Below are 23,920 nucleotides of genomic sequence, written 5' to 3'. Positions count from 1 at the left end.
ACGAGGTGGTGCGAAAGATGGCGCGGCCCCTCCGCCGGAGCGGCGGAGGGGCCGCCGGGTCATGGCCCGCGGGGCCCGGTGCCCTCCGGGCGCTAGCGGAGCCCTTCCGGGCCGGATCCCTCCGGGCCGGATTTCTCCGGGCCCGGTTCCTGCGACCCCGGCCGGTCCGGGCCGGGCCCGCCGGGGCCCAGCTTCTGCGGGCCGAAGGCCAGGGGCAGCATCTCGGAGAGGGGCAGGATGCCCGCCTCGGTGTCCAGCAGCAGGGCGGGCCCGCCGAACTCGTACAGGAGCTGGCGGCAGCGGCCGCACGGCATCAGCACGTCGCCGTTGCCGTCCACACAGGTGAAGTGGGTGAGCCGGCCGCCGCCCGAGGCCTGCAACTGCGACACGAGTCCGCACTCGGCGCACAGCGACAGGCCGTACGAGGCGTTCTCGACGTTGCAGCCGCTGACGGTGCGGCCGTCGTCGACGAGGGCGGCCGCACCGACCGGGTAGCCCGAGTAGGGGACGTACGCGTGGGACATCGCGTCCCGTGCGGCCTCGCGCAGGGCCGCCCAGTCGGCGGCTCCGGCCTCGGCGGCCGGGGCGGGGCCGGGCGTCACTTGCCCTGCCCCTTCCGGTACGGCTGACCGTCGGCCTTCGGCGGCCTGAGGCGCTGTGCCGAGAGCGCGAGGACCAGCAGGGTGGTGACATAGGGAGCGGCGTCCACGAACTGGCTGGGCAGCGCGTCGGTGAGTCCGTACCAGGTGAAGAGCATGCCGGCGACGGCGAGGGAGATCGCGCCCTGCCAGTACTTCTTCTTGTACAGCTGCCAGGCGAAGGCCAGCACCAGCAGGATCGCCAGCAGCAGAAGCATGGCGTGGACGTTCTCGGCGCCGCCGCGCAGCTTGAGGCTGTCGGTGAAGCCGAACAGTCCGGCTCCGAGTGCCATTCCTCCCGGCATCCAGTTGCCGAAGATCATCGCGGCGAGACCGATGTAGCCGCGGCCGCCGGTCTGGCCCTCCTGGTAGATGCCGGTGGAGACGATCACGAGGAAGGCGCCGCCGAGTCCGGCGAGCCCGCCGGAGGCGATCACCGCGATGTACTTGTACTTGTAGACGTTGACGCCGAGGGTCTCGGCGGCGACGGGGTTCTCACCGCAGGACCGCAGCCGCAGGCCGAAGCCGGTGCGCCACAGGATCAACCAGGTGGCGGGCACCAGCAGCAGTGCGATCACCGTCAGCAGGGACAGGTCGGTGACCAGGCCGCCGAGCACGCCCGCCAGGTCGGATACGAAGAACCAGTGTCTGGCCTGGAGGTCCGCCAGGGCCTCCGAGAGCCCGGGGATGGTGATCTCGGGGATCTCGTCGATGCGCGGGGACTGCTTCGAGGAGCCGCCGGGCTCCTCGGCGAAGGTGAAGTTCGACAGGTAGCGGGTGACGCCGACGGCGAGGATGTTGATGGCCACACCCGAGACGATGTGGTTCACGTTGAACGTCACCGTCATGATCGCGTGCAGCAGGCCGCCGAGCGCGCCGCCGACGACGCCCATCAGGACACCGGACCAGGGGCCCCACTGGAACCCGGCCCAGGCGCCGAACCAGGTGCCCATGATCATCATGCCTTCGAGGCCGATGTTGATCACACCGGCCCGTTCGGCCCACAGGCCGCCGAGACCGGCGAGGCCGATCGGCACGGCCAGTTGCAGGGCTCCGGAGACCTGGCCGACCGAGGTCAGGTCGTTGGCTCCGCTGATCACTCGGACCAGTGAGAACAGCGCGAGACCGGCCGCGACGGCCAGCAGGATGACGGGCAGCGACAGCGTGGGGCGTCCACCGCCCTTCCGGGGCGCGGTGCTCGTCGTCGAGACCGTGCTCGTGGACTCGCTCATGCCGTCCTCATTTCGTTCTCCCCCGGCGCTGACGCCTGGGCGGTGACCCGTTCTCCGCTCCCGCGGCGCAGGGCCGCGGCCTTCGTCGTCGTCTGCGGCCCGGCGGCCGCGCGCGCGTCGCTCACAGCGCGACCTCTTCCCTGTTCCTGCGGGCCTGGGCGGCGAGTTCCTCGCCGACCTTCTGCTGCTGGCGGCGGAGCCCGTACTGGCGGACGAGTTCGTAGGACACGACGACGGAGATCACGATGAGCCCCTGCATGATCGTCGCGATCTCCTTCTCGTAGCCGAACTGGTCCAGGTCGGCCGAGGTCTTCTCGATGAAGGAGATGAGGAGCGCGGCGAAGAAGATGCCGATCGGGTTGTTGCGGCCCAGCAGGGCGATGGTGATGCCGGTGAAGCCGACGCCGGCCGGGAAGCTCAGGCTGTACGTGTGGGTCTGGCCCAGCAGCAGCGGCATGCCGACGAGACCGGCCACCGCGCCCGAGATCAGCATGGCGGTGAGGATCATCTTCTTGGAGTCGACACCGCTCGCCTGCGCCGCGGACTCGCTGGCGCCGGTGGCGCGCAGGTCGAAGCCGAAGCGGGTGCGGTTGAGCGTGAACCAGTAGACGATGCCGAGGGCGAAGGCGACGAGGGTGAAGCCGTAGATGGTGCCGCCCTCCATCGACAGGCCGGGGAACCAGCCGGACTCGGCGATCTCGCCGGTGGTCAGGTCGTTCGAGCCGGGCAGCTGCTCGCCGAGGTTGGCGGGGAGGATCATCCAGGCGATCAGGCTGGTGGCGATCGCGTTGAGCATGATCGTGGAGACGACCTCGCTGACCCCGCGGGTGGTCTTGAGGATTCCGGCGATACCGGCCCAGAGCGCCCCGACCAGCATGGCGACGATCACGATCAGCAGGATGTGCAGGGGGCCGGGCAGTTCGACGGACGCGCCGACGACGGCGGCGAGCATCACGGCGAGGCGGTACTGGCCGTCCACACCGATGTTGAACAGGTTCATCCGGAAGCCGACGGCCACGGCGAGCGCGGCGAGGTAGTACGTGCCGGCCTGGTTGACGATGTTGACCTGGACGTCCGTGAACTCGGCCGTCTGGAACATCAGGCGGTACGGCTCGATCGGGTCGCGGTCCGAGACGAGCAGCACCACCGAGGTGAGCAGGAACGCCACGACCAGGGCGAGGCCCGGGCCGGCGAGGCCGAGGAGCAGCCGGTCCTTGTCGAACTTCTTCATCGGCCCTCACCGTTCTCGTTGTGCTCGAGGTGCCCGGTGGCAGCGCCGGTCATGGCCGAACCCAGCTCCTCGGGGGTGATCGTGGCGGGGTCGGCGTCCGCGACCAGCCGGCCGCGGTACATCACCCGCAGGGTGTCGGAGAGCCCGATCAGCTCGTCCAGGTCGGCGGAGATCAGCAGCACCGCCAGGCCCTCCCGCCGCGCCTCGCGGATCTGGTCCCAGATCTGCGCCTGCGCGCCGACGTCCACGCCCCGGGTGGGGTGGGCGGCGATCAGCAGCTTGGGGTTGTGGCTCATCTCGCGGCCGACGATCAGCTTCTGCTGGTTGCCGCCGGACAGGGACGCGGCCGTGACCTCGATGCCGGGGGTGCGGACGTCGTACTCGCGGACGATCCGCTCGGTGTCCTTGCGGGCCGCCTTGAGGTCGAGCAGGCCCTTGACGCTGTTGGGCCGCTCGGTGACGTGGCCGAGGATGCGGTTCTCCCAGAGCGGCGACTCGAGCAGCAGTCCGTGGCGGTGGCGGTCCTCGGGGATGTAGCCGATGCCGTCCTCGCGGCGCTTGCGGGTCGGCACACGGGAGATGTCCGTCCCGTCGAGGGTGATGACGCCGCCGTCGGGGTCGCGCATGCCCATCAGCGCCTCGATGAGCTCGGTCTGGCCGTTGCCCTCGACACCGGCGATGCCCATGACCTCGCCCTTGTGGATGGTGAGGGTGATGCCGTCGAGGACCTCCCGGACGACGCCGTCGGGGTCGGTCGCGGTCAGCCGCAGCCCGTCGACGTCCAGCATCGGAACGTCGGTCACGGTCGACTCGCGGGTCTCCGGCGAGGGCAGCTCGCTGCCCACCATCAGCTCGGCGAGCTGCTTCGGGGTGGTGCCGCGCGGGTCGGCGGTGCCGACGGTGGTGCCGCGGCGGATGACGGTGATCTCGTCGGCCACCGAGAGCACCTCGCCCAGCTTGTGGGAGATGAAGATGACGGTCAGGCCCTCGGCCTTGAGCTCGCGGAGGTTGTCGAAGAGCGCGTCGACCTCCTGGGGCACCAGCACCGCGGTCGGCTCGTCGAGGATCAGGGTGCGGGCGCCGCGGTAGAGCACCTTGAGGATCTCGACGCGCTGGCGGTCGGCGACACCGAGCTGCTCGACGAGGACGTCGGGGCGGATGTTCAGCCCGTACGCGTCGGAGATCTCCCTGATCCTGTCGCGGGCCTTCGCCCCGATCCCGTACAGCTTCTCGCCGCCGAGCACGACGTTCTCCAGCACGGTGAGGTTGTCCGCCAGCATGAAATGCTGGTGGACCATGCCGATGCCGGCCGCGATGGCGTCGGCCGGGCTGTGGAAGCCGACCTGCCCGCCGTCGATCGTGATCGTCCCCTCGTCCGGCTTCTGCATGCCGTAGAGGATCTTCATCAGGGTCGACTTGCCGGCACCGTTCTCACCGACGAGAGCGTGGACCGTGCCCTTGCCGATGGTGATGTCGATGTCGTGGTTGGCGACGACGCCGGGGAAGCGCTTGGTGATGCCGCGCAGTTCTACAGCCGGCGGCGTTGACGGACTGGACGCGTTGATGACGCACTCTCCTTGGCGGGGAAGGAGCGAGAAGCAGTGGGCAGGGCGGACGCCACAAGGGTGTCGCGGGCAGGGAGTGGGGCGAAGTTACCGCGCCCACAGGGGCTCTACGCGCGTAGCGATATCGAATAGCGAAAACCGACGGCCAGAACCCGGCCCGGGGTCCGGAAGGGCGGCTCGCACCGCCCTTCCGGACCCGGGGACCATCGGATCGGACCGCTCGGCTACGGAGCGGACTTGACGTCGATCTTGCCGGCGATGATGTCGGCCTTGGCCTTGTCGACCGCGGCGACGACGTCCGTCATCTTGGTGAAGGCCGGGTTGGAGGTGGCCAGGCCCACGCCGTCCTTGTCCAGGCCGTAGCGGATCTCACCGGACTGCGGCTTGCCGTCCTTGACCGACTTGATCAGGTTGAAGACGGCGTCCGAGATGTCCTTGGTCACCGAGGTGAGGATGAAGTCCTTGTACGCGGCCAGGCCCTGCTGGTTGTACTGGTCCGAGTCGACGCCGATGGCCCACTTCTTGGCCTTGGCAGCCGCCTCGATCGAGCCGGAGCCCGCGAGACCGGCGGCGGCGTAGATCACGTCGGCGCCGGCGTCGAGCTGGCCCTGCGCGGCGGCCTTGCCGAGGTCCGGCTTCGAGAAGCCGCCGAAGTCCGGCGGCTGGGTCAGGTACTGGACCTTGACGTTGACGTCCTTGTTGGTGTCCTTGACACCCTGGACGTAGCCCGCCTCGAACTTCTTGATCAGCGGGGTCTCGACGCCGCCGATGAAGCCGACGGTGTCGGACTTCGTCACCTTGGCGGCGGCGACACCGGCCAGGTACGAGCCCTGCTCCTCGTTGAAGACCAGGTTGGCGATGTTCTTGCCGGTCTTGGAGGTGTCGTCGATGAGACCGAAGGTGGTGTCCGGGAACTTCGGAGCGACCTCGGCGATGGCCGGAGCGTAGGCGAAGCCGACGCCGATCACCGGGTTGTTGCCGGCGCGGGCCAGCGACGTGAGGCGCTGGACCTTGTCCGGGTCCGCCTCGCCCTCGCTGGGCTCGGCCTCGGTGCCCTTGACGCCGAGTTCCTTCTCGGCCTTGGCGAGGCCCGTGTAGGCGGCGTCGTTGAACGACTGGTCGCCGCGACCGCCGATGTCGTAGGCGATGGCGGCCTTGGTACCACCGTCCGAGCCGGTCTCGGACGAGGTCTTGCCGCCACACGCGGTGGCGGACAGCGCGAGAGCCGCGGACGCTATGCCCACGGTGGCGATCCTGGTGATCCGGCGCACTGAGAGGCTCCTTATAAACCTGACCGAAAGCGCCACTTCCGGCGCTGGTTTTGCGGCGATCGTAACGCGCGTAGATGTCAGGTAAAGACGTGTTCGACAGCCGTTATCGGATCGTCGCGTTCGGCGAACACAAGGTGAACTGTCCGGTTACGATCGGTGGTCGTCGAGCAGCGCCGCCGCGGTGAAGAGTTCGACGCCGACACGGATGGCCTCCTCGTCCACATCGAAGTCGCCCCGGTGCAGGTCGAGGCGGGTGCCCGACCCAGGGGCACGGACGCCCAGGCGCGCCATGGCGCCCGGGACGTGTTCCAGGTACCAGGAGAAGTCCTCACCGCCGAGGCTCTGCTCGGTGTCCTCGATCGCCTGCGATCCGCGCCGCGCGGCATGCGCGTCGTGCAGCAGCTCGGCGACCACGGGGTCGTTGACCACGGGCGGCACCCCGCGGATGTAGTTGATCTGGGACTTCGCCCGGTGCAGGGTCGCGATCTCGTCGACCGCCGCGTGCACCAGGTCCGGGGCCTCCCGCCAGGCCGGCAGGTCCAGGCAGCGGACGGTACCCGCGAGTTCCGCGTGCTGCGGGATCACGTTGCAGGCGTGCCCGGACTCGATGCGGCCCCAGGTCAGAGCGAGTCCGGAACGGGTGTCGACCCGGCGGGCCAACAGCGCGGGGACCTCGGTGACGATCTTGGCGGCGGCCGTGACCAGGTCCGTGGTCAGATGCGGGCGGGCGGTGTGGCCGCCGGGGCCGTCGAGGGTGATCTCCAGCCGGTCGCACGCCGAGGTGATGGGACCGGCGCGCAGTCCGATCCGGCCGGCGTCGACCCGCGGGTCGCAGTGCACCGCGATGATCCGGCCCACTCCGTCCAGCACCCCGGACTCGATCGCGTCGGCCGCGCCGCCCGGCAGCACCTCCTCCGCCGGCTGGAAGATCAACCGCACCGGGTGGGGCAGCAGCCCCTGCCGGTCGAGGTCGGCGAGCACCAGCCCGGCGCCGAGCACCACCGTGGTGTGAACGTCGTGGCCGCAGGCGTGGGCCCGGTCCGGCACGGTCGAGCGGTACGGCACCCCCGCCTTGGTGTCCGGGATCGGCAGCCCGTCGATGTCCGCGCGCAGCGCGAGCATGGGCCGCACCCGGTCGGCACCCACGTCGCACACGAGTCCCGTGCCGGTCGAGAGCACCTGCGGGTGGAGGCCGGCGGCCTCCAGCCGCGTCCTGATCGCGGCAGTCGTGCGGAACTCCTGGTTCCCGAGTTCCGGGTGCATGTGCAAGTCCCGGCGGAAGGCGATGAGTTCGGTGCGCAGGGCGTCGGGCAGCGTGCCGGGCAGAACGTGGCCGCCGGGCAGCTCGGACTCGCCGGGGAGGCCGGCGTCGGGCTCGCGGGACATCAACTGGTTCACCCGTTGAAGAGTAGGCCCCTTCCAGGCCCAACTAACTCGAGATCAACAAAAGTTCAGCCCTACAGGGGGAAGAAAATGCGTCTGACGAAGCTTGGGCGACGTTCGGTGTGGGTAAGCTCACCCGCTTCTGACCACGATATGGACTCTCCGGCCTCCTGTCGCGTCCGGGTCGACCGTACGGGTGACCCCGGGCCGGGCGGCGGGAACGTACGGCTCCCCGCGGTACGCCTCCTTCCGCACGGCTCCCCACGGTTGCGCGTGGTTACGCGTGGTTGCGCACGGCTCCCCACGGTTGCGCGTGGTTGCGCACGGCTCCGCACGGTTGCGCGTGGTTGCGCGTGGCTCTTCGTGTCTTCGCACGGCTCCACGGCTGCCCACCTGTCTTCCGCGTGTCTTCCGCGCGGCTCTTCGTCTCTTCGCGCGGCTCCACGGCTCTCCCCAGCTCCGGCGGGCGCCCGCCGGTGCGCTCAGCCGTGGGGCGAACGCTCCCCCGGCATGTCCCTCCGTGGCGGGCCGGCCCCCGAGAGGCGGGCCCACCCGTACCCGCAGGCCCTCCGCCACCGTTCCCGGCCGCGGGTCAGGCGGGCGCCGAGAGCCGGTGCACGTGCCGCGCCGTTCCGGTGACCCCTGCGAGGAAGCCCCGGGCCCGGGGGGACGCCGTGTCCCTGAGCCACTCCGGGGCGATGTCGCAGACCGCCACCGTCACACCGGTGCCCGCCAGCGCGAGCGGCAGCGTGTGCACGACGGTGGAGGGGAAGCTCAGCACCGTGCGTGCGACCGGCCCGCGCCGGGCGATCAGCTCCAGCGGGAGATCGGGCCGGACGATCTCCAGACCGGTGGCCGCCGCCAGCCGGTGCAGCTTGTCGGCGCCCTCCCGGCGATGGGCGAAGTAGCGGTGGGCACCATGGGTCCGGGCCAGCATGGCGACGGCCTCAAGATAGGGCCCGGGACCGACCACTCCGGTCTCCACCAGCGACGTCCCCACCAGGTCCGCACCCCGGGTGAGCAGCGGCGGGCCGAACCGCGAGCGGGTCCACCGGAAGCGGTTCGGGGCGACGGTGACGCCCTCCGGCGCCTCCTCCTCCACGGGCATCGCCGTGAACAGCTCGACCTCGCGGCCGCCGCACGGGTCGAGCCGGCGCCGGGCGGCCGCCGAGACCGGCGCGAGCAGCAGCTCGCGCGGGCCGCGGCGGCCCCGCCGGTGCCAGCGCACCAGCCGTTCGCCACGGGCCAGCTGCGCCACGAACTCCATGGTCGCCGTGCCGTCGTCGACCACGGTCAGCCGCCGGGTTCCCACCAGGGTGAGCAGAAGCTGCACATAGCGGGAGAACGGGTCGCCGATGACGATGCGCTCGGCCCGCCGCAGCAGGGGGCCAAGCGCGCGCACGGTCCGCACCACCGCGTGCACGCCGCCCCGGGCCTCCTGCCAGCGCACCGCGATCCCCTCGTCGCGGGCCAGCTCGGCCATCCGGCGGAGCTGCCCGCGGGACATGGGGTCGGTGGGCGAGAGCACGACGACCGTCAGGTCGCCGCCTCGGACCACCGCGCCCCGGGCCGCGTCCGGCCCCGGCTGGGCGGGCGCCGCGGCCGGGGCGGGCGCGTGTGCCCACTCCAGGACGTTCAGCAGCTGGACCGGGCTCTCGACGAAGGCGAGGTCCATGCCGTCAGACCGCGACCGGCTCGGCCCGCTCGCTGGCCTCGGCACCGGACTCGGACTCGGACTCGGCACCGGCACCGGACTCGGCTCCGGCCCCGGCTCCGGCACCAGCACCAGCACCAGCACCAGCACCAGCACCAGAATCGGAATCGGAATCGGACTGGGGCTGGGACTGGGACTGGGACTGGGACTGGGACTGGGCGACGACGCCGGGGACTCGGCGGAGCTTCTTCATCGGGGCGAGTTCGGAGTCGTAGACCTTCTTCACGCCGTCGCCGAGGGCGGCCTCGATGGTGCGGATGTCGCGAACCATGCGCTGAAGCCCCCCGGGCTCGACGGAGGCCGCCTGGTCCGAGCCCCACATGGCGCGGTCGAGGGTGATGTGGCGCTCGACGAACGCGGCGCCCAGCGCGACGGCCGCGAGAGTGGTCTGCAACCCGGTCTCGTGCCCGGAGTAGCCGATCGGGATGTTCGGGTACTCCCGCATCAGGGTGTTGATGACCCGGAGGTTCAGTTCCTCCGCCCTGGCCGGGTACGTCGAGGTGGCGTGGCAGAGGAGGATGTTCTCGCTGCCGAGGACCTCCACGGCGTGCCGGATCTGCTTCGGCGTCGACATGCCGGTGGAGAGGACGACCGTCCTGCCGGTGGCGCGCAGTTCGCGCAGCAGTTCGTCGTCCGTGAGGGAGGCCGAGGCCACCTTGTGGGCGGGGACGTCGAACTTCTCCAGGAAGGCGACGGCCTCGGTGTCCCACGGGGAGGCGAACCAGTCGATGCCGCGCTCGCGGCAGTGCGCGTCTATGGCCCGGTACTCGTCCTCGCCGAACTCCACACGGTGGCGGTAGTCGATGTACGTCATCCGGCCCCAGGGCGTGTCCCGCTCGATGTCCCACTGGTCGCGGGGGGTGCAGATCTCCGGGGTGCGCTTCTGGAACTTGACCGCGTCGCAGCCCGCGTCGGCGGCGGCGTCGATCAGCGCGAGGGCGTTGTCCAGGTCGCCGTTGTGGTTGATGCCGATCTCACCGGTGACGTAGACGGGCCGGCCGGGGCCGGCGGTCCTGCTGCCGAGGGTGCGCAGACGGGAGTTCATCAGGGGGTTCCTCACGGTTCGGCTTACTGGGTGGGGGTGGCGAGGGTGGGACCGAGAAGCCAGGTGGCGATCTCCCGGACGGCGCCGGCGCCACCGGGGGTGGTGGTGACGGCACGCGCGGCGGCACGCACGGAGTCGTGTGCGCTCGCGACGGCGACGGGCCAGCCGACCAGCCCGAAGCAGGGCAGGTCGTTGACGTCGTTGCCGGCGTAGAGGACCCGTTCGGGCGCGACCCCGCTCTCCTCGCACCACCGCTTCAGGGCGGCGTCCTTGCGGTCGACGCCGTGCAGGACGGGGAGGTTGAGCTTGCGGGCGCGGGCCGCGACGACGGGGTTCTGCTCGGTGGAGAGGATCAGCAGCTTCAGCCCGGCGCGGCGCAGGGCTGCGACGCCGAGGCCGTCACCCCGGTGCACGGCGACGAGTTCGCGGCCGTCGGAGTCGACGAGGACGCGGTCGTCGGTCTGGGTGCCGTCGAAGTCGAGGACGACGGCGTCCACGTCCGCGCGGGTGGGGACGTCCACCGTGTCGAGCAGCGGCGCCAGGGCACGGGCACGGGTGAGGTCGTGTGGATCGTCGATCTCCAGGACCCGGGCGGGGTCGGTCTCGACGAGCGCGGTTCGCCCGAAGAAGCGGTGCCCTTGGACGCGGAAGGCCCGGGCGTCCATGGCGTAGGCGGCCCCGGTCTCCAGGAAGTCCTCGGGCCGGTCCTGCCGCCGGGGGCGGTGGCTCTTGTCGTGGTTGACGCCCCGGCCGCCGTCCCCGGCGGTGCCGGGGGGAACGGCGGTGCCGGGGGGAACGGCGGTGGGAGCGAGGGTGGCGCCCGCCGATCCACCGCCCGCGGACGCGGGGACGGTGGCGGACGCGGGGACGGTGGTGGACGCGGGGACGGTGGTGGACGCGGGGGCGGTGGTGGACGCGGGAGTGCCCGCCGCCGGCCCGCGGCGCCACACGAAGGCGTGGAACGGGGCGACCGTGACCGCGGTGTCGGCCCCCTCCTTGGCCACCGCCGAGGCGACCCCGTCGATGTCGTCGCAGGTCAGGAAGGGGCTGGTGCACTGGACGAGGAGGACGACGTCGACGGTGCGGCCGTGCGCCGCCTCGTAGGCGTCCATGGCGTGGAGCACCGCGGACTCGCTGGTCGCGGTGTCGTCCGCGATGTCCGCCGGACGGTCGACCCAGTGCACCCGGCCGGCCGCGCCGAGGGCCGCCCCGGCCGCCCGCGCCGCGTCCGCGATCGCCGGGTCGTCGGTGGACACCACGACATCGGTGACCAGGGCCGATCCGACGCAGGCCCGTACGGCCCGCGCGACGAGCGGGACGCCGCCGACCGCGGCGAGGTTCTTGCCGGGCAGGCCCTTGGAGCCGCCCCTCGCGGGGATCACGGCGAGGACGGTGGTCATGGGGTGGGACTCCTTCGGTCCTTCGGATCGGTCACAGCTCGCCCATCCGGCGGATGGCGGGCGCCACGCGCTGCACACCGTGGCGGTAGGCGCCGCGTGCCGCGCGGCGCACCGTTTCGCGCAGGACCCGGCGCACCCCCGTGGGCTCGTCGGCCGGTGCGGTTCCGGGCAGCGGGCCGCCGTCCGCGGCGAGGCGGTGGCGGGCGAGGATCCCCGGCAGATAGCCGGGCGCGGTCGCGGGGGTGTAGTAGGGGGCGACGGGCGGGAGTTCCGGCTGCCGCAGCAGCCCGGCGACGCGTTCACGGGCCGCGTCGAAGGCCTTCTCGTACGTCCCGTCGGCGGCGACGCCCTGCCTGGCCAGCCACTCCCCGTCCGGTTCGGGCCGGTGCCCGGCGTCGAGCCGGTCCCAGGAGGTGAGCAGGCCGGAGCCGAGGAAGTGGTGGTTGCCCAGCGCCTCGCGGACACCGAGGTCGGTGAGGATCGCGGTGGGGACGCGCCGGTGGAGCGCTTCGAGCGCGGCGGTCGAGGAGACGGTGACCAGCAGGTCGGTCCGGTCCAGGACCTCGCCCATGTGCCCGTACACCAGGCCGAGGTTCGGCGGCAGCCCGCCGGGGAGCCGCTCGGCGAGCCGCTGGTACGGCAGCTCCTCCAGGTGCGTGGTGTGCTCCCCGGGCCGGGAGCGGAGCTTGAGCAGCACCTCGCGGGACGGGTGGAGCCTGGCGTGCCCGGCGAGCCTGCCGAGCAGGTACATCCGGTCGGCCCGGCTCTCCGGAACGGACGGCTGGACGGCGAAGACGACCGTGTCCCGGCCCTCCCGCCGCTCGTACGGGGAACCGCCGAGGAACGGCAGCGCGGCCTCGGTCACCGCCGAGGCGTCGGCACCGACACCCTCGTACACGGCGCGGAACCGGTCCGCGTCGTGGCGGGAGTTGGCGAGCACGACGTCCGCGCCGTGCCGCAGCAGCAGCCCGTCGGCGAGCTTCTCGTACACGACGCCGACGTAGCCGGTGACCAGCACGGGCCGGCGGGGCAGCCGCAGGGCCGCGATGCCGTGGAGCATGGCCTGCACGGCGCCGCCGACGAGGGCGAGGACGACGACGTCGTACCCCTCTTCGCGGATCGCGCGGAGGAACCGGGCGCCGGTGACCTCGCGCACGGAGTCCGTCCCGACGCCGACCTCGGTGAGCTGCCGCGCGGTGGGCGTCGCCCTCCCCCGCAGCAGGAACCCGGCCGGTTCGACGGGTTGGCCGGGGCGGTCGGGGCGGTCGGGGTGGCCGAGGCGGTCGGGGCGGTCGGGGTGGCCGAGGCGACCGGGGTGATCGGGGCGGTCGGGGCGGTCCGCGGCGGCGATGCGGCGCGCGGTGAGCGCGCCCCACTTCCACCGGGTATCGGAGTCGGCGAGCACGGCGACGCGCGGCGGCTGACTGGTACGTGACGGCACGCCGAGGACGTTAGAAAGGCATTCGGCTCGGCGGCCCAACTCGGCAGCAACAGATGGTTAACAGCGCGTCGACGGAAGGCGAAAGCGCCCGGGAAAGGCACGGGAGGCGTCCGGGTTAACGGTTTTGCCGCACCTTGTTCACCCGCCGTCCTTTCGGCGGTCAGAACGGATGACGGGGCCCGCGCCTAAGGTCCGGCGGGTGGTCAAGCTCTCGGTCATCGTGCCCTTCTACAACGTCCAGGCATTTGCGCCCGACACTCTGGGAAGCCTCCGGGCGAACGCCCGCGAGGACTTCGAGTTCCTGCTCGTCGACGACTGCTCGACGGACGGGACGCCGGAGGTCCTGGAGCGTGCGGAACGCGAGGTACCGGGGGCGGTGCTCATCAGACACGAGCGGAACGGCGGGCTGGCCACGGCCCGCAACACCGGCCTGGACGCCGCCCGCGGCGACTACATCGCCTTCCTCGACGGCGACGACTGGCTGGCTCCGGGCTACTACGCGCGGCTGCTCGCGGCGGCCGAGGAACTCGGCACCGACTTCCTCCGCACCGACCATGTGCAGTGCACCGGCCGGGAACGCAAGGTCTTCCGGGTGCCCGTCGGCCGCCGGAACGAGGTGCTCCGGCCGCGTGACGCGATCCTGCCCGCCGACCGGTCCACCTCCGTCGACTACCCGATGGCCTGGGCCGGGATCTACCGGCGCGAGCTGCTGGACCGGGGACTGCTGCACTTCACGGACGGGCTGCGCACCGCCGAGGACCGGCCCTGGATATGGCGGCTGCACCGCGAGGCGGAGTCCTTCGCCGCGGTCGGCCTGCTGGGGGTCTTCTACCGCCGGGGGGTCGCCTCGTCGCTGACGCAGATCGGCGACGTACGGCAGCTCGATTTCATCAGGGCATTCGACCAGGTAATCGAGGAGACCGCGAACGACCCGGAATCCGAGCGGCTGCTGCCGAAGGCCGTCCGGACCTACTGCGCCGTCATCTCCCATCACCTGGGATCGATCGAGAGATTCGAACCGGCCGTGGCCCGGAAACTGCGTGCAATGAGCGCGGACGCCCTGCGCAGAATGCCGCAGGACATTCTCGGGAAGGCACTCGACGGCATGGACCGAGAACGCTCCTCCCGGCTGCGCAGACTGCGCAGGCGCCCGGCCGGCGCACCGGCGGTCTCCGCCTCCGCCATGGCGGGAGCGGCCTGATGCGTACGGACACCAACACGGTCCGGGGCACGGGCACCGCCCCGGACACGAGCGCCGCCCCGCACACGAACACCGGCCCTGGCACGAACACCGGCCCTGGTACGAACACCGCGCCGCGCACAGCCACCGCCCCGGGCACGAACACCGCACGGACCACGCAGATCTTCTTCGCCTCCACCCTGTACGGCGCGGCGACACTGGCGGCCGCGCTCGACAGCGGCTGCTTCGCCCCGGCGGACCGGCGGCTACTGCTGGTGAGCAACAACGCGGCGACCCCGGAGACGGCGACCCCGGTCGACCGGATGCCGGGCTTCGAGCGGCTGCGCGGCCGCTTCGACGGAGTGCTGTCGTGGAACGAGGCGATCGCCCCCTTCCATCCGGGCGGCTGGTCGCCCCGCCCGGTTGATGCACCGATGTGGGAGCGGTATCTGCGGATGCTGTGGGACCTGGGCGACGACCGGATCGAGCTGGCCCTGGAATCCATCCAGGTCAATCCGGCGCTCGCGGTGGCCCAGTTGTTCCCGGACGCCCGTCTCGACGTGTACGCGGACGGGCTGATGAGCTACGGCCCGACCCGCAACAAGATCGACCCGCTGGTGGGCGAGCGGGTGCGCAGGCTGCTGCACCTCGATCTGGTGCCGGGGCTGACGCCGCTGCTGCTGGAGGAATTCGGGGCCCGGCCGGAAACGGTACCGACCGAGGCGTTCACCAAGGTGGCCGCCGAACTCGCCGACCCCACCGACCCCACCGAACTCGCCGAACTCGCCGAACTCGCCGGACTCGCCGGACTCGATGCAGCGGGCGCCACGGCCGGCGCCTCCGACCGCGCCTCCGACCGCGCCTCCGACGGTTCCGCCGACCGTCCCGGCGAGCAGCCCGCGCTACTGCTCGGGCAGTACCTCGCGTCCCTGGGAATCCTCACCGCCGAGGAGGAGGAGGCCCTGCATCTGCGGATGGTCCGGGGCGCGGTCGCCCACGGCCATCGCCGGCTGGTCTTCAAACCGCACCCGGTGGCGCCCTCGGCGTGGTCGCGGGCACTGGAGCGCGAGGCGGAGAAGCTGGGCGCCGAACTGACCCTGGTGGACCGGCCGGTGCTGGCGGAGGTGCTGTACCGGCAGCTCAGGCCCGCGCTGGTGGTGGGGTGCTTCTCCACGGCACTGATGACCGCGAGCACCTTCTACGGCATCCCGGTCGCGCGGGTCGGGACGGCGCCGCTGCTCGACCGGCTGAAGCCGTACCAGAACAGCAACCGGGTTCCGGTGACACTGGTCGACGCGCTGATCCCGGACCTGGAGAGCGGCCGCCCCGGCGCCCCGTGCCCCGCCGACGGGGAACTGTCGGGGCTGGTCCGGGCGGTCGGCTTCGCCATGCAGCCGCAGATCCGGGCGGATCTGCGCCCTGCGGCGGAGGCGTATCTGACGGCCCGTCTCACGGACGGCAACGCCCGCTACTTCAAGCGCCGCCGCCTGACGGTCCTGGGCCTCCCCGGCGGTCTCCCGGTCCCCCGGCACGCCGCGATCCGCCGCGTGGCCCGCCGAGTCCGCCGCATCAAGCGCGCCGCGCTCGGTTGACGGGGCTTCCCCGGCGGGAGCGAGCGCGCTGGTAACGAAGCCTGGCGCCCCGCTTCGCCCGCCCCGGTGGGGCGACACAGGGCGACCTGCGGGAACGTGATCACGCGCCGACGGCTCTGCTCCTGTGTCACATCCATGGTTGTGACGCCGTGATCACGACGGCTTGGCGCGGCCTTCGCGCTCGGCGATGGCTGCAGTGAGATTGCCTCGGACCGTCACCGTGATCGGATGCTCTTGCCCCAGCACCCGCTCGGCGTCGGTGAGGGTCTGTTCGTACAGGGGGATGGCCCGCCCCAGGTCCCCCGCCGACTCGTAGGCGCCGGCGAGGTTGTTGCGGGAGGTCAGGGTGTCGGGGTGGTCCTCGCCCAGCACCCGGGTGCGGTCGGTGAGGGTCTGCTCGAACAGCGGGATCGCCCGCCCCAGATCCCCCACCGACTCGTAGGCGTAGGCGAGGTTGTTGCGGGAGGCCAGGGTGGAGGGGTGGTCCTCGCCCAGCACCCGGGTGCGGTCGGTGAGGGTCCGCTCGAACAACGGGATCGCCCGCCCCAGATCCCCCACCGACTCGTAGGCGCCGGCGAGGTTGTTACGGGAGGTCAGGGTGGAGGGGTGGTCCTCGCCCAGCACCCGGGTGCGGTCGGTGAGGGTCCGCTCGAACAACGGGATCGCCCGCCCCAGATCCCCCACCGACCGGTAGGCGTAGGCGAGGTTGTTACGGGAGGTCAGGGTGTCGGGGTGGTCCTCGCCCAGCACCCGGGTGCGGTCGGTGAGGGTCCGCTCGAACAACGGGATCGCCCGCCCCAGATCCCCCACCGACCGGTAGGCGTAGGCGAGGTTGTTACGGGAGGTCAGGGTGTCGGGGTGGTCCTCGCCCAGCACCCGCAGGTAGTCGACGTGGGCGCGTTGGAGGTATGTGATGGTGCGGCCGGGCTGGCCCTGGTTGTCGAGGAAGAGTCCGGTTTTGTTGAGGATGTAGGCGGTGGTTGTGGTGTCGGTGTCGAGGGTGGTGTGCTCGGTGAAGGCGTCGATGTGGGGGAGGAGGGTGCGCCAGGTGGGCCAGGTGGCGGGGGTGCTCCAGGTGTCGGGGAGGGCGGTGTGGAGGTTGGTGGTGGCTTGTTGGCGGGCCTGGTCGACGAGTTCGGGGGTGCGGTGGGGGTCGTGGGGGTCGGGGGTGCGGGTGAGGGCCTGGACGAGGCGGTGGACGGCGACGGTGCCGGTCGGGGCATCGGGGGTGATCATGCTGTAGGCGGCCAGCAGGCCGAGTGCCGCGTCGCGGGTGGGCGGGTCGGCGGGTCCGGTCAGGGTGGTGGGGATGTGATCGGGGGCGTACCAGGCGAGGGTGCGTAGCAGGTGGGCGGCGTGGGGTTGGAGGGTGGTGATGCGGTGGAGGGTGATGTTCCAGGTGCGGGCGATGGTGTGTTCGGTGGGGGTGGTGGCGGCGGTGTGGCGGTACATGTCCGCGGGATGCCGGGCGAGGAAGTGGAGGTAGGTGCGGGGGGTGGTGAGCGGGTTCTGGGCCAGGTAGGCGGCGGCTTGTTCGATGGCCAGGGGGAGATGGCCGAGTTCCTCGCACAGTTCGGTGGCGCCGTCGAGGTCGCGTCCGGGGTGCTGGGCTGTGGTGATGCGGGTGAACAGGGCCAGGGACTCTGCGGGTGTGAGGATGTCGAGGCGCACCACGGTGGTGGCGTGGGTCCAGGCGGTGGCGAGGCGGCTGGTGATCAGGAAGCGTCCGCCTCGGGCGCGGGCGGTCAGGGCGGCGATGTCGGCGGGGTCGTTGACGTTGTCCAGGACGATCAGCCAGCCGGTGTGGGTGGCCAGCCACTGCGCGGCGCGTTCGGCGAGTTCCTGGGCGGTCAGGGCGCGGGCGAGGGCGGGTTGCAGGGCGGTGGCGAGGTCGGCCAGGCCCTGCTGGACGGCGGCGGCGCTGTCGGCGGTGATCCAACGGAGGGGTGTGTGGCCGTGGGGGCGGGTGGCGGCCCAGTGCGCGGCCAGGGCGCTCTTGCCGATCCCGCCGAGCCCGTGCACCGCCTGGACCACCGCCTGACCCTGCGAGGCGAGCGCGGCGTCCAGACGCTCCAACTCGCGGGCCCGTCCCACGAACAGCGCCGGGCGCGCCGGGAGGTTGTCCAACCCCGGTGGGGCCGGGACATGGGCCGGGGGCACGAACGCTTCGGGCGGTAACTGGATCGCGGTGGCACTGTCCCCGGTGAGCACGCTGCCCAGAAGGGCCCCGCCGCCGGTGTCAATCGCGACGGACCGGGTTCCGGACGCCTCGACCACGCTGGGGACACCGTCGGGCTGATGCGCTCGTGGTTTCGCGGTCCGCTTCCTGAAGGACCACTTCACGCGGGGTCCTGCCCGAGGTGGTCGCCGGTGGAGATGCCGCCCCGCGGGTTGCCGTCGACGGCGATCGACCGCTCCCCGGACGCCGTCACCGAACCCGGCCGACCCCCCGGTTCGGGCCGGGGCTGAGACGATCCCGGAGCCGGTTCCGGTGCGGGTTCCGGTGCGGGTTCCGGTGCAGGGGCGGGGGCGGGGGCGGGTGCGGGGGTGTTCGGGGAGTCGGGTTCCGGGCGGCCCGCAGAGCCGTCCGGGGCGGCGCGTACCACGGTGTCACCCGTGGAGATGGGGCCCGTCGGATCGCCCTTGACGGCGACACTGCGCGGGCCGGACGCCGTGACCGGACCATCGGGCGACGGGGCTGACGCGTCGTCCGGACGAGGCGTACGGGTGGCGAAGCCCTGGCCCCATGCTCCGGCCAGCGTGGCCAGCACCACCCCGAGCGCCGAGGACAGCGACCAGCGGATCGCGTCATCCGTCACCGCCGACGGCAGGAACACCGCCCCGCCCAGCCACGTAGGCACCGTGAACGCCACGGCCGTGACCAGTCCCGCCACCACCCACCGAAGACCTCGCCGCATACTTCCCCCACGATCCAAGCCGCCACATCCACGACCAGAATGGCAGCAACTCCCCCTCTCCGGGCGCTGATCGCGCGCACACGCGCCCCCACCGACCAACTCGGGGCCTCCACGCCTACCCGGCGGCCCCCGAGAGCGTGGTGCCCGATCACACGATTCATGGTGAGCGCCGTCCGGCACCACAGGACGCAGAGCACAGAAGGGCGGGGTCCGGCGGCGTTCCCGAGTGACGAACAGCGCCCCGGCTGCGGCATGTTCAGCGCCGCACCGGACGGCGGGCAGATGGCCGGTTCCTTACTGCTGGACCGCGCCGCGCGGCGGCGGGCGATGGGGCGCCGGGGTGCGAGAGCGCAGCCCGGCTACGGTATTCAGGTCGGCACCGTGCAGTTCCGGGGAAGGCTCCTGGACAACCCCGAGGAGGCACCCGCCGAAGTCGTCGCCTCCACCGCCGACCGGCCCGGCCGCTCCACATCCGCGCGCAGAAACCCCACCCTCGGGGTCAATCGCCTCATCATCCAGGCGGCACAGCGAACAGCCGGCTCGACCCGGGTGCCGCATCATGTGACAGCACACCGCACTCTCCACATGGCCTACTCGACCGCCTCCTTGAGGGTCCTGACGAATGACGCCCAGGCGCGGGCCGGGACCACGAGGACGGGGCCGTCGGGCAGCTTGGAGTCACGGACGGGGACGACGCCGGCGAGGCCGTCGGTGACCTCGACGCAATCGCCTCCGCTGCCGTTGCTGTGGCTGCTCTTGCGCCAGCGGGCGGCGCCGAGGAAGCCCTCCGCGACCTCGAGGCAGTTGCCTCCGCTGCCGTTGCTGTAGCTGCTCTTGCGCCAGCGGGCGGCGCCGAGGAACCCTTCCGCGACCTCGACACAGTTGCCTCCGCTGCCGTTGCTGTAGCTGCTCTTGCGCCACGCGACAGTGCTCAAGTCAATCCGGATGCTTGCCGTTTCGGTAGTCATCAGCCGCTTCCTCGATCAGGGCGAGGGACGCCTCGGGCGGTAGTGCGGCGGCCCTGAGCAGATCGTACGACCGGCGGTACTCCTTCACGAGGGCCGGATCGTCGATGGTGTCGCCGGTGTGCAGCGCCTCGGTGTAAACCAAGGGCGGTGCGTCCGGAAAGGTCATGATCATGGCAGTGCCGAGCATGAAGGGATGCGGGCCGCGGTTCCACGGAAGGATCTGTGGAACGATCCGGTGACGGCGCGCCAACGCCGCGACACGATTCAGCTGTTCGGCCATCTCCTCGGGCGAGAGGATCGGCTGACGGAGCAGTGCCTCGGACACAACCACCCAGTACATCGGGATCTTGTGGTCGGTCTCGAAGAGATGAGCCCTCGGCATGCGGGCGTTGACCCTCTCCTCCACTTCCTCGTCTGGCGCCAGCGGGTGCGTCGCGCGCACCACCGCCCGCGCGTACGCCTCCGTCTGCAGCAGGCCCGGAATCAGCGTCGGGCTCCACTCCTCGATCGTCTCCGCGTGCTTCTCCGCCTCCAGCACGCGCTCGAAGTACTGCGCGTGCCCCCGCCGTCTGGCCTTCCTCACGTCCTCGCACCGCCGCTTGAAGAAGCCGTCCGTCTTGAGCACCCGGTCCGCGTGTTCCGCCAGCTCCGCCGGCATCCGCCGCTCGCCGCGCTCGATCTCGCTCAGGTGGCTGGGGCCGTAGAAGCTGCCCTCGACCAGCTGCTGGAGGGTGAGCCCGGCCTGCTCCCGCTGCCAACGCAATTCCTTGCCGTAGAAGGTGGGGACACCCTCCGAGCCGTCGATGTGCTTGCGTCGCGCCATCGTTCACCGTTCTTTCCCACCTGCCGGTGGTATGCACGCCGTTCACGGCCGGGAACCCGAACCTCTTTCACGGTAGGCCCGCCACGCCAGTGTGTGAGTGATTCGTCACAGAGCGCACAGGAAGGCATGCCCCCCATGTACGACGCGACGGACGCGGACGAGTGCACCGAACAGCTCCGCGCCGCCCTCGCCGCCCACGGCATCACGCTGCCGTCTCTCGGCATCGACCTGCCGAGCTTCGCGGCCCGTGGCCCCGGCCGGCCCCTCATCTCGCTGGGCAACTGCAACCTGACCACCGCCCGAGCGCTGGTCGCGGCCCTCCGCAAGGGGGCTGCCCGATGCGACGGCTGACTCTGGATCTCCTCGCGACGCCGGAGGCCGTACCCGGCGTGCGCCGCACCGTGCGCGAGTACCTCGGCGGCGTGCCCTGCGCCGACCTCCAGCTGTGTGTGAGCGAGCTGCTCACGAACGTCATCCGGCATCTCGGGGACGGGGTGCCGGTCACGATCCGCGTAACCCGCGCCGCCGTGGGCGGTCGTACGCGGCTGGAGGTCAACCACCCGGCCCCGCGCGCCTCGCCCGTCCGATGCCGGGCCGCTGCCGCCGACGACGAGACCGGCCGCGGCCTCGCCCTGCTCGATGCCGTGGCCGTGCGCTGGGGCGTGGACGAGGGGCCCGGTACCAAGACCGTCTGGTGCGAACTGCCCGGAGAGGGCGCTGCGGGTATGCGACCGCCCGGTTCGGCTCACGAGGCGTCGACGGTCCGTTGAAGGCCGAGGGGAGGGCGCCCGACAGGTGGACGGCGGCGCGGGTTGGACGCCGAGCGGGTGGCCTGGCCGACGGCACGGCTGGATACCCAACGGGTGGACGTCGGCGGCCTTCGCCTCACGGCAGCCGCTTTGCCTGCGCGGCAGCCGCCTTCACCTCACGGCGGGCGGACTCGCCTCACGGCAACCGCCTTCGCCTCACGGCGGGCGGACTCGCCCGCAGGCAGCGGACCACCCCCGGCGGGCGCGTCCGTCCGCCGGGTCAGGCGCTGCTGAGCGAGAGCTTCACGGCGAAGCCGAGGAACAGCGCGCCCGCCGCCGACGTCGCACCGGCCGACAGCCTCCGGCGGCGGCGGAAGGCGGCGGCCAGATGGGTGCCGGTGAAGATCAGCAGGGTGAGGTAGAGGAAGCTCGCCAGCTGGGCGAGAGCGCCGAGCACGGCGAAGGACACCGCCGGATAGGCGTAGCCGGGGTCCACGAACTGCACGAAGAAGGCGATGAAGAAGAGGATGGCCTTCGGGTTGACCAGGCTGATCACCAGGGCCCTGCGGAACGGCCGCTCACCCGCCGCGGACGCGTCCGCCGCCTGCCCGTCCAGGGGTTCCGCCAGCTCCCGGCGCGAGCGCCACATCGACCAGGCGGCGCGCAGCATGCCGATGGCGAGCCAGGTCAGATAGCCCGCGCCCGCGAACTTCACCGCCGAGAACAGCACGGCGTTGGCCTGGAGCAGCGAGGCGACGCCCGCCGCCGACAGCACCATCAGCACGGTGTCGCCGCACCACACACCCGCGGCGGCCTGGTATGCCGTGCGCACACCCCGGCGGGCGGCGACCGAGAGCACATAGAGCGAGTTCGGCCCCGGGAGGAGGATGATCAGGACAAGTCCCGCGAGATACGTCGGCAGATCGGTGACACCCAGCATGAGGCGGAGTGTCGCACACGGGTACGACTCCCCACCTCTGCGTTCCGGATGGTGGAAAGCCGATCAGAACGCGGAAAGGTGATCAGAACACCTCGCTCGGGACGTAGGTGCCCCACACCTCGCGCAGGGCGCCGCACACCTCGCCGACCGTGGCACGCGCCCGCAGCGCCTCCTTCATCGGGTACAGCACGTTGCCCGTCCCGGACGCGGCGTCCCGCAGACCGCCGAGGGCCGCGTCGACGGCGGCCCGGTCGCGCCCGGCCCTCAGCTCCGCCAGCCGTTCGGCCTGCCGTGCCTCGATCGCCGGGTCGACGCGCAGCGGCTCGTACGGCTCCTCCTCGTCGAGGGTGAAGCGGTTGACGCCGACGACGACGCGTTCGCCGCCGTCCGTCTCCCGGGTGACGCGGTAGGCGCTGCGCTCGATCTCGCCCTTCTGGAAGCCGCGTTCGATGGCGTTCACCGCGCCGCCGAGGTCCGCCACCCTGCCCATCAGTTCCAGTACCGCCGCCTCCATGGCGTCCGTCATGCTCTCGACCGCGTACGACCCGGCGAACGGGTCGACGGTGGCGGCGACGTCGGTCTCGTACGCGAGGACCTGCTGGGTGCGCAGGGCCAGCCGGGCCGACTTGGCGGTCGGCAGCGCGATCGCCTCGTCGAAGGAGTTGGTGTGCAGCGACTGGGTGCCGCCGAGGACGGCCGCCAGGCCCTGCACGGCGACCCGCACCAGGTTCACCTCGGGCTGCTGGGCGGTGAGCTGCACCCCGGCGGTCTGGGTGTGGAAGCGCAGCATGAGCGACTTCGGGTTCCGCGCGCCGAACTCGTCGCGCATCACCCGGGCCCAGATGCGGCGCGCGGCGCGGAACTTCGCGACCTCCTCCAGGAGGGCCGTGCGGGCGACGAAGAAGAACGACAGCCGGGGCGCGAAGTCGTCCACGTCCAGTCCGGCCGCCAGGGCCGTACGGACGTACTCGATGCCGTCCGCGAGGGTGAAGGCCACCTCCTGCACGGGCGTCGCCCCGGCCTCGGCCATGTGGTAGCCGGAGATCGAGATCGTGTTCCACCGGGGGATCTCGGTCCTGCAGTAGCCGAAGAGGTCGGCGACCAGCCGCAGCGAGGGCCTGGGCGGGAAGATGTAGGTGCCCCGGGCGATGTACTCCTTGAGCACGTCGTTCTGGACGGTGCCGGTCAGCCGGTCCGCCGGCACCCCCTGCTCCTCGCCGACCAGTTGGTAGAGGAGGAGCAGCAGAGCGGCGGGCGCGTTGATCGTCATGGACGTGGAGACCCGGTCCAGCGGGATGCCGTCCAGCAGCGTCCTCATGTCGTCGATCGAGTCGACGGCCACGCCCACCTTGCCGACCTCGCCGTGCGCGATCGGCGCGTCGGAGTCGTGCCCCATCTGCGTCGGCAGGTCGAAGGCGACGGACAGGCCGGTCGTGCCGTGTTCGATGAGCTGCTTGTAGCGGGCGTTGGACTCGGCGGCCGTGCCGAAGCCCGCGTACTGTCGCATGGTCCACAGGCGGCCCGTGTACATGGTCGGATGGACACCCCGGGTGAAGGGGTACGAACCGGGCTCACCCAGCTTCTCGCCGGGATCCCACCCTTCGAGGTCGTCCGGTCCCCAGACCGGCTCGATGGGCAGACCCGACTCCGACTCGCGCGCCATGCGGTGTGCCTCCCGGTACGAATACTCGCTGGTACGCAACCCTCGCGGCGGCCCGCACCGGCGGGTCCGCGAGCAACGGCGTGCCCTCGACTGAGACCTTGCTCACAGCATGCTCCTTCGGCCGCAACCAGGCGGGGCTGCGAAGCATCCCCGTTCACACACGATCC

Annotated in this window: 19 protein-coding genes and 1 pseudogene; 4 read left to right on the top strand and 16 right to left on the bottom strand. The window is 71.7% G+C overall.

From position 1 onward, the window contains the following. Nucleotides 1–92: 92 nt before the first annotated feature. The 10 genes and pseudogenes from DDQ41_RS21665 to DDQ41_RS21620 form a co-directional block, all read right to left on the bottom strand. Entirely contained in the window at nt 93–602 is a 510-nt protein-coding gene (locus DDQ41_RS21665) for a cytidine deaminase (RefSeq protein WP_109295968.1), read from the bottom strand. Next, nucleotides 599–1,870, bottom strand: coding sequence for an ABC transporter permease (locus tag DDQ41_RS21660; protein WP_109295967.1), 1,272 nt, complete (start codon nt 1,868–1,870; stop codon nt 599–601). Before DDQ41_RS21660 ends, DDQ41_RS21665 begins: the two co-directional genes overlap by 4 nt. A 121-nt stretch (nt 1,871–1,991) precedes the next feature. Further along, the gene (locus DDQ41_RS21655) at nt 1,992–3,101 is read right to left on the bottom strand and encodes an ABC transporter permease (protein ID WP_109295966.1); all 1,110 of its coding nucleotides are present in this window, start codon (nt 3,099–3,101) and stop codon (nt 1,992–1,994) included. Beyond that, complete coding sequence (locus DDQ41_RS21650) at nt 3,098–4,666, bottom strand: ABC transporter ATP-binding protein (RefSeq protein ID WP_109295965.1); 1,569 nt, start codon at nt 4,664–4,666, stop codon at nt 3,098–3,100. Before DDQ41_RS21650 ends, DDQ41_RS21655 begins: the two co-directional genes overlap by 4 nt. Nucleotides 4,667–4,890: 224 nt before the next feature. After that, nucleotides 4,891–5,937 carry a BMP family lipoprotein gene (locus tag DDQ41_RS21645; protein ID WP_109295964.1) on the bottom strand — a complete coding sequence of 349 codons (1,047 nt, stop codon included), beginning with the start codon at nt 5,935–5,937 and terminating at the stop codon, nt 4,891–4,893. Nucleotides 5,938–6,084: 147 nt separating this feature from the next. Continuing rightward, nucleotides 6,085–7,323: an amidohydrolase gene (locus tag DDQ41_RS21640; RefSeq protein WP_109295963.1), complete on the bottom strand. Its 1,239-nt coding sequence runs from the start codon at nt 7,321–7,323 to the stop codon at nt 6,085–6,087. Between the two features lie 589 nt (nt 7,324–7,912). Further along, nucleotides 7,913–8,995, bottom strand: a complete 1,083-nt coding sequence (locus DDQ41_RS21635) for a hypothetical protein (RefSeq protein ID WP_109295962.1) — start codon at nt 8,993–8,995, stop codon at nt 7,913–7,915. A 184-nt stretch (nt 8,996–9,179) separates the two neighbouring features. Beyond that, nucleotides 9,180–10,079: pseudogene (locus DDQ41_RS21630) on the bottom strand (N-acetylneuraminate synthase family protein); the annotation flags it as partial. Nucleotides 10,080–10,102: 23 nt separating this feature from the next. Beyond that, the gene (locus DDQ41_RS21625; RefSeq protein ID WP_109295960.1) at nt 10,103–11,479 is read right to left on the bottom strand and encodes an acylneuraminate cytidylyltransferase; all 1,377 of its coding nucleotides are present in this window, start codon (nt 11,477–11,479) and stop codon (nt 10,103–10,105) included. 31 nt (nt 11,480–11,510) lie between these two features. Beyond that, nucleotides 11,511–12,920: a DUF6716 putative glycosyltransferase gene (locus DDQ41_RS21620; RefSeq protein WP_262508531.1), complete on the bottom strand. Its 1,410-nt coding sequence runs from the start codon at nt 12,918–12,920 to the stop codon at nt 11,511–11,513. 199 nt (nt 12,921–13,119) lie between these two features. On the opposite strand from DDQ41_RS21620, the gene DDQ41_RS21615 reads away from it, so the two are divergent. Beyond that, a complete protein-coding gene (locus DDQ41_RS21615; protein ID WP_109295958.1) occupies nt 13,120–14,121 on the top strand; it encodes a glycosyltransferase family 2 protein in 1,002 nt (333 codons plus the stop codon). After that, the gene (locus DDQ41_RS21610) at nt 14,121–15,692 is read left to right on the top strand and encodes an alpha-2,8-polysialyltransferase family protein (RefSeq protein WP_262508530.1); all 1,572 of its coding nucleotides are present in this window, start codon (nt 14,121–14,123) and stop codon (nt 15,690–15,692) included. The genes DDQ41_RS21615 and DDQ41_RS21610 overlap by 1 nt, the downstream gene beginning before the upstream one ends. 153 nt (nt 15,693–15,845) lie before the next feature. Here DDQ41_RS21610 and DDQ41_RS21605 read toward each other — a convergent pair whose 3' ends face one another. The 4 genes from DDQ41_RS21605 to DDQ41_RS21590 all read right to left on the bottom strand — a co-directional run bounded on the left by DDQ41_RS21605 (nt 15,846) and on the right by DDQ41_RS21590 (nt 20,401). Then, nucleotides 15,846–18,035, bottom strand: a complete 2,190-nt coding sequence (locus DDQ41_RS21605) for a tetratricopeptide repeat protein (protein ID WP_109295957.1) — start codon at nt 18,033–18,035, stop codon at nt 15,846–15,848. Next, a complete protein-coding gene (locus DDQ41_RS21600) occupies nt 18,032–18,589 on the bottom strand; it encodes a hypothetical protein (RefSeq protein WP_162602596.1) in 558 nt (185 codons plus the stop codon). Before DDQ41_RS21600 ends, DDQ41_RS21605 begins: the two co-directional genes overlap by 4 nt. A 611-nt stretch (nt 18,590–19,200) precedes the next feature. Further along, nucleotides 19,201–19,545: a DUF397 domain-containing protein gene (locus DDQ41_RS21595; protein WP_316683572.1), complete on the bottom strand. Its 345-nt coding sequence runs from the start codon at nt 19,543–19,545 to the stop codon at nt 19,201–19,203. A 1-nt stretch (nt 19,546) separates the two neighbouring features. After that, complete coding sequence (locus DDQ41_RS21590) at nt 19,547–20,401, bottom strand: helix-turn-helix domain-containing protein (RefSeq protein ID WP_109295954.1); 855 nt, start codon at nt 20,399–20,401, stop codon at nt 19,547–19,549. Between the two features lie 135 nt (nt 20,402–20,536). On the opposite strand from DDQ41_RS21590, the gene DDQ41_RS21585 reads away from it, so the two are divergent. Together DDQ41_RS21585 and DDQ41_RS21580 are read left to right on the top strand one after the other, a co-directional pair. Then, complete coding sequence (locus DDQ41_RS21585) at nt 20,537–20,752, top strand: hypothetical protein (protein WP_109295953.1); 216 nt, start codon at nt 20,537–20,539, stop codon at nt 20,750–20,752. Then, nucleotides 20,740–21,171 (top strand): ATP-binding protein, encoded by a 432-nt coding sequence (locus DDQ41_RS21580; RefSeq protein WP_109295952.1) that lies wholly within the window; start codon nt 20,740–20,742, stop codon nt 21,169–21,171. Before DDQ41_RS21585 ends, DDQ41_RS21580 begins: the two co-directional genes overlap by 13 nt. Nucleotides 21,172–21,430: 259 nt before the next feature. Here the strand turns inward: DDQ41_RS21580 and leuE are convergent, their stop codons facing one another. Further along, nucleotides 21,431–22,090, bottom strand: coding sequence for a leucine efflux protein LeuE (gene leuE, locus DDQ41_RS21575; RefSeq protein WP_109295951.1), 660 nt, complete (start codon nt 22,088–22,090; stop codon nt 21,431–21,433). A gap of 82 nt (nt 22,091–22,172) precedes the next feature. Then, entirely contained in the window at nt 22,173–23,753 is a 1,581-nt protein-coding gene (locus tag DDQ41_RS21570; RefSeq protein WP_109295950.1) for an acyl-CoA mutase large subunit family protein, read from the bottom strand. Between the last annotated feature and the right edge of the window lie 167 nt (nt 23,754–23,920).

Origin of the sequence: Streptomyces spongiicola (assembly GCF_003122365.1) — a bacterium.
GTDB lineage: Bacteria > Actinomycetota > Actinomycetes > Streptomycetales > Streptomycetaceae > Streptomyces > Streptomyces spongiicola.
This window is presented reverse-complemented; position numbering and strand designations above follow the sequence as displayed.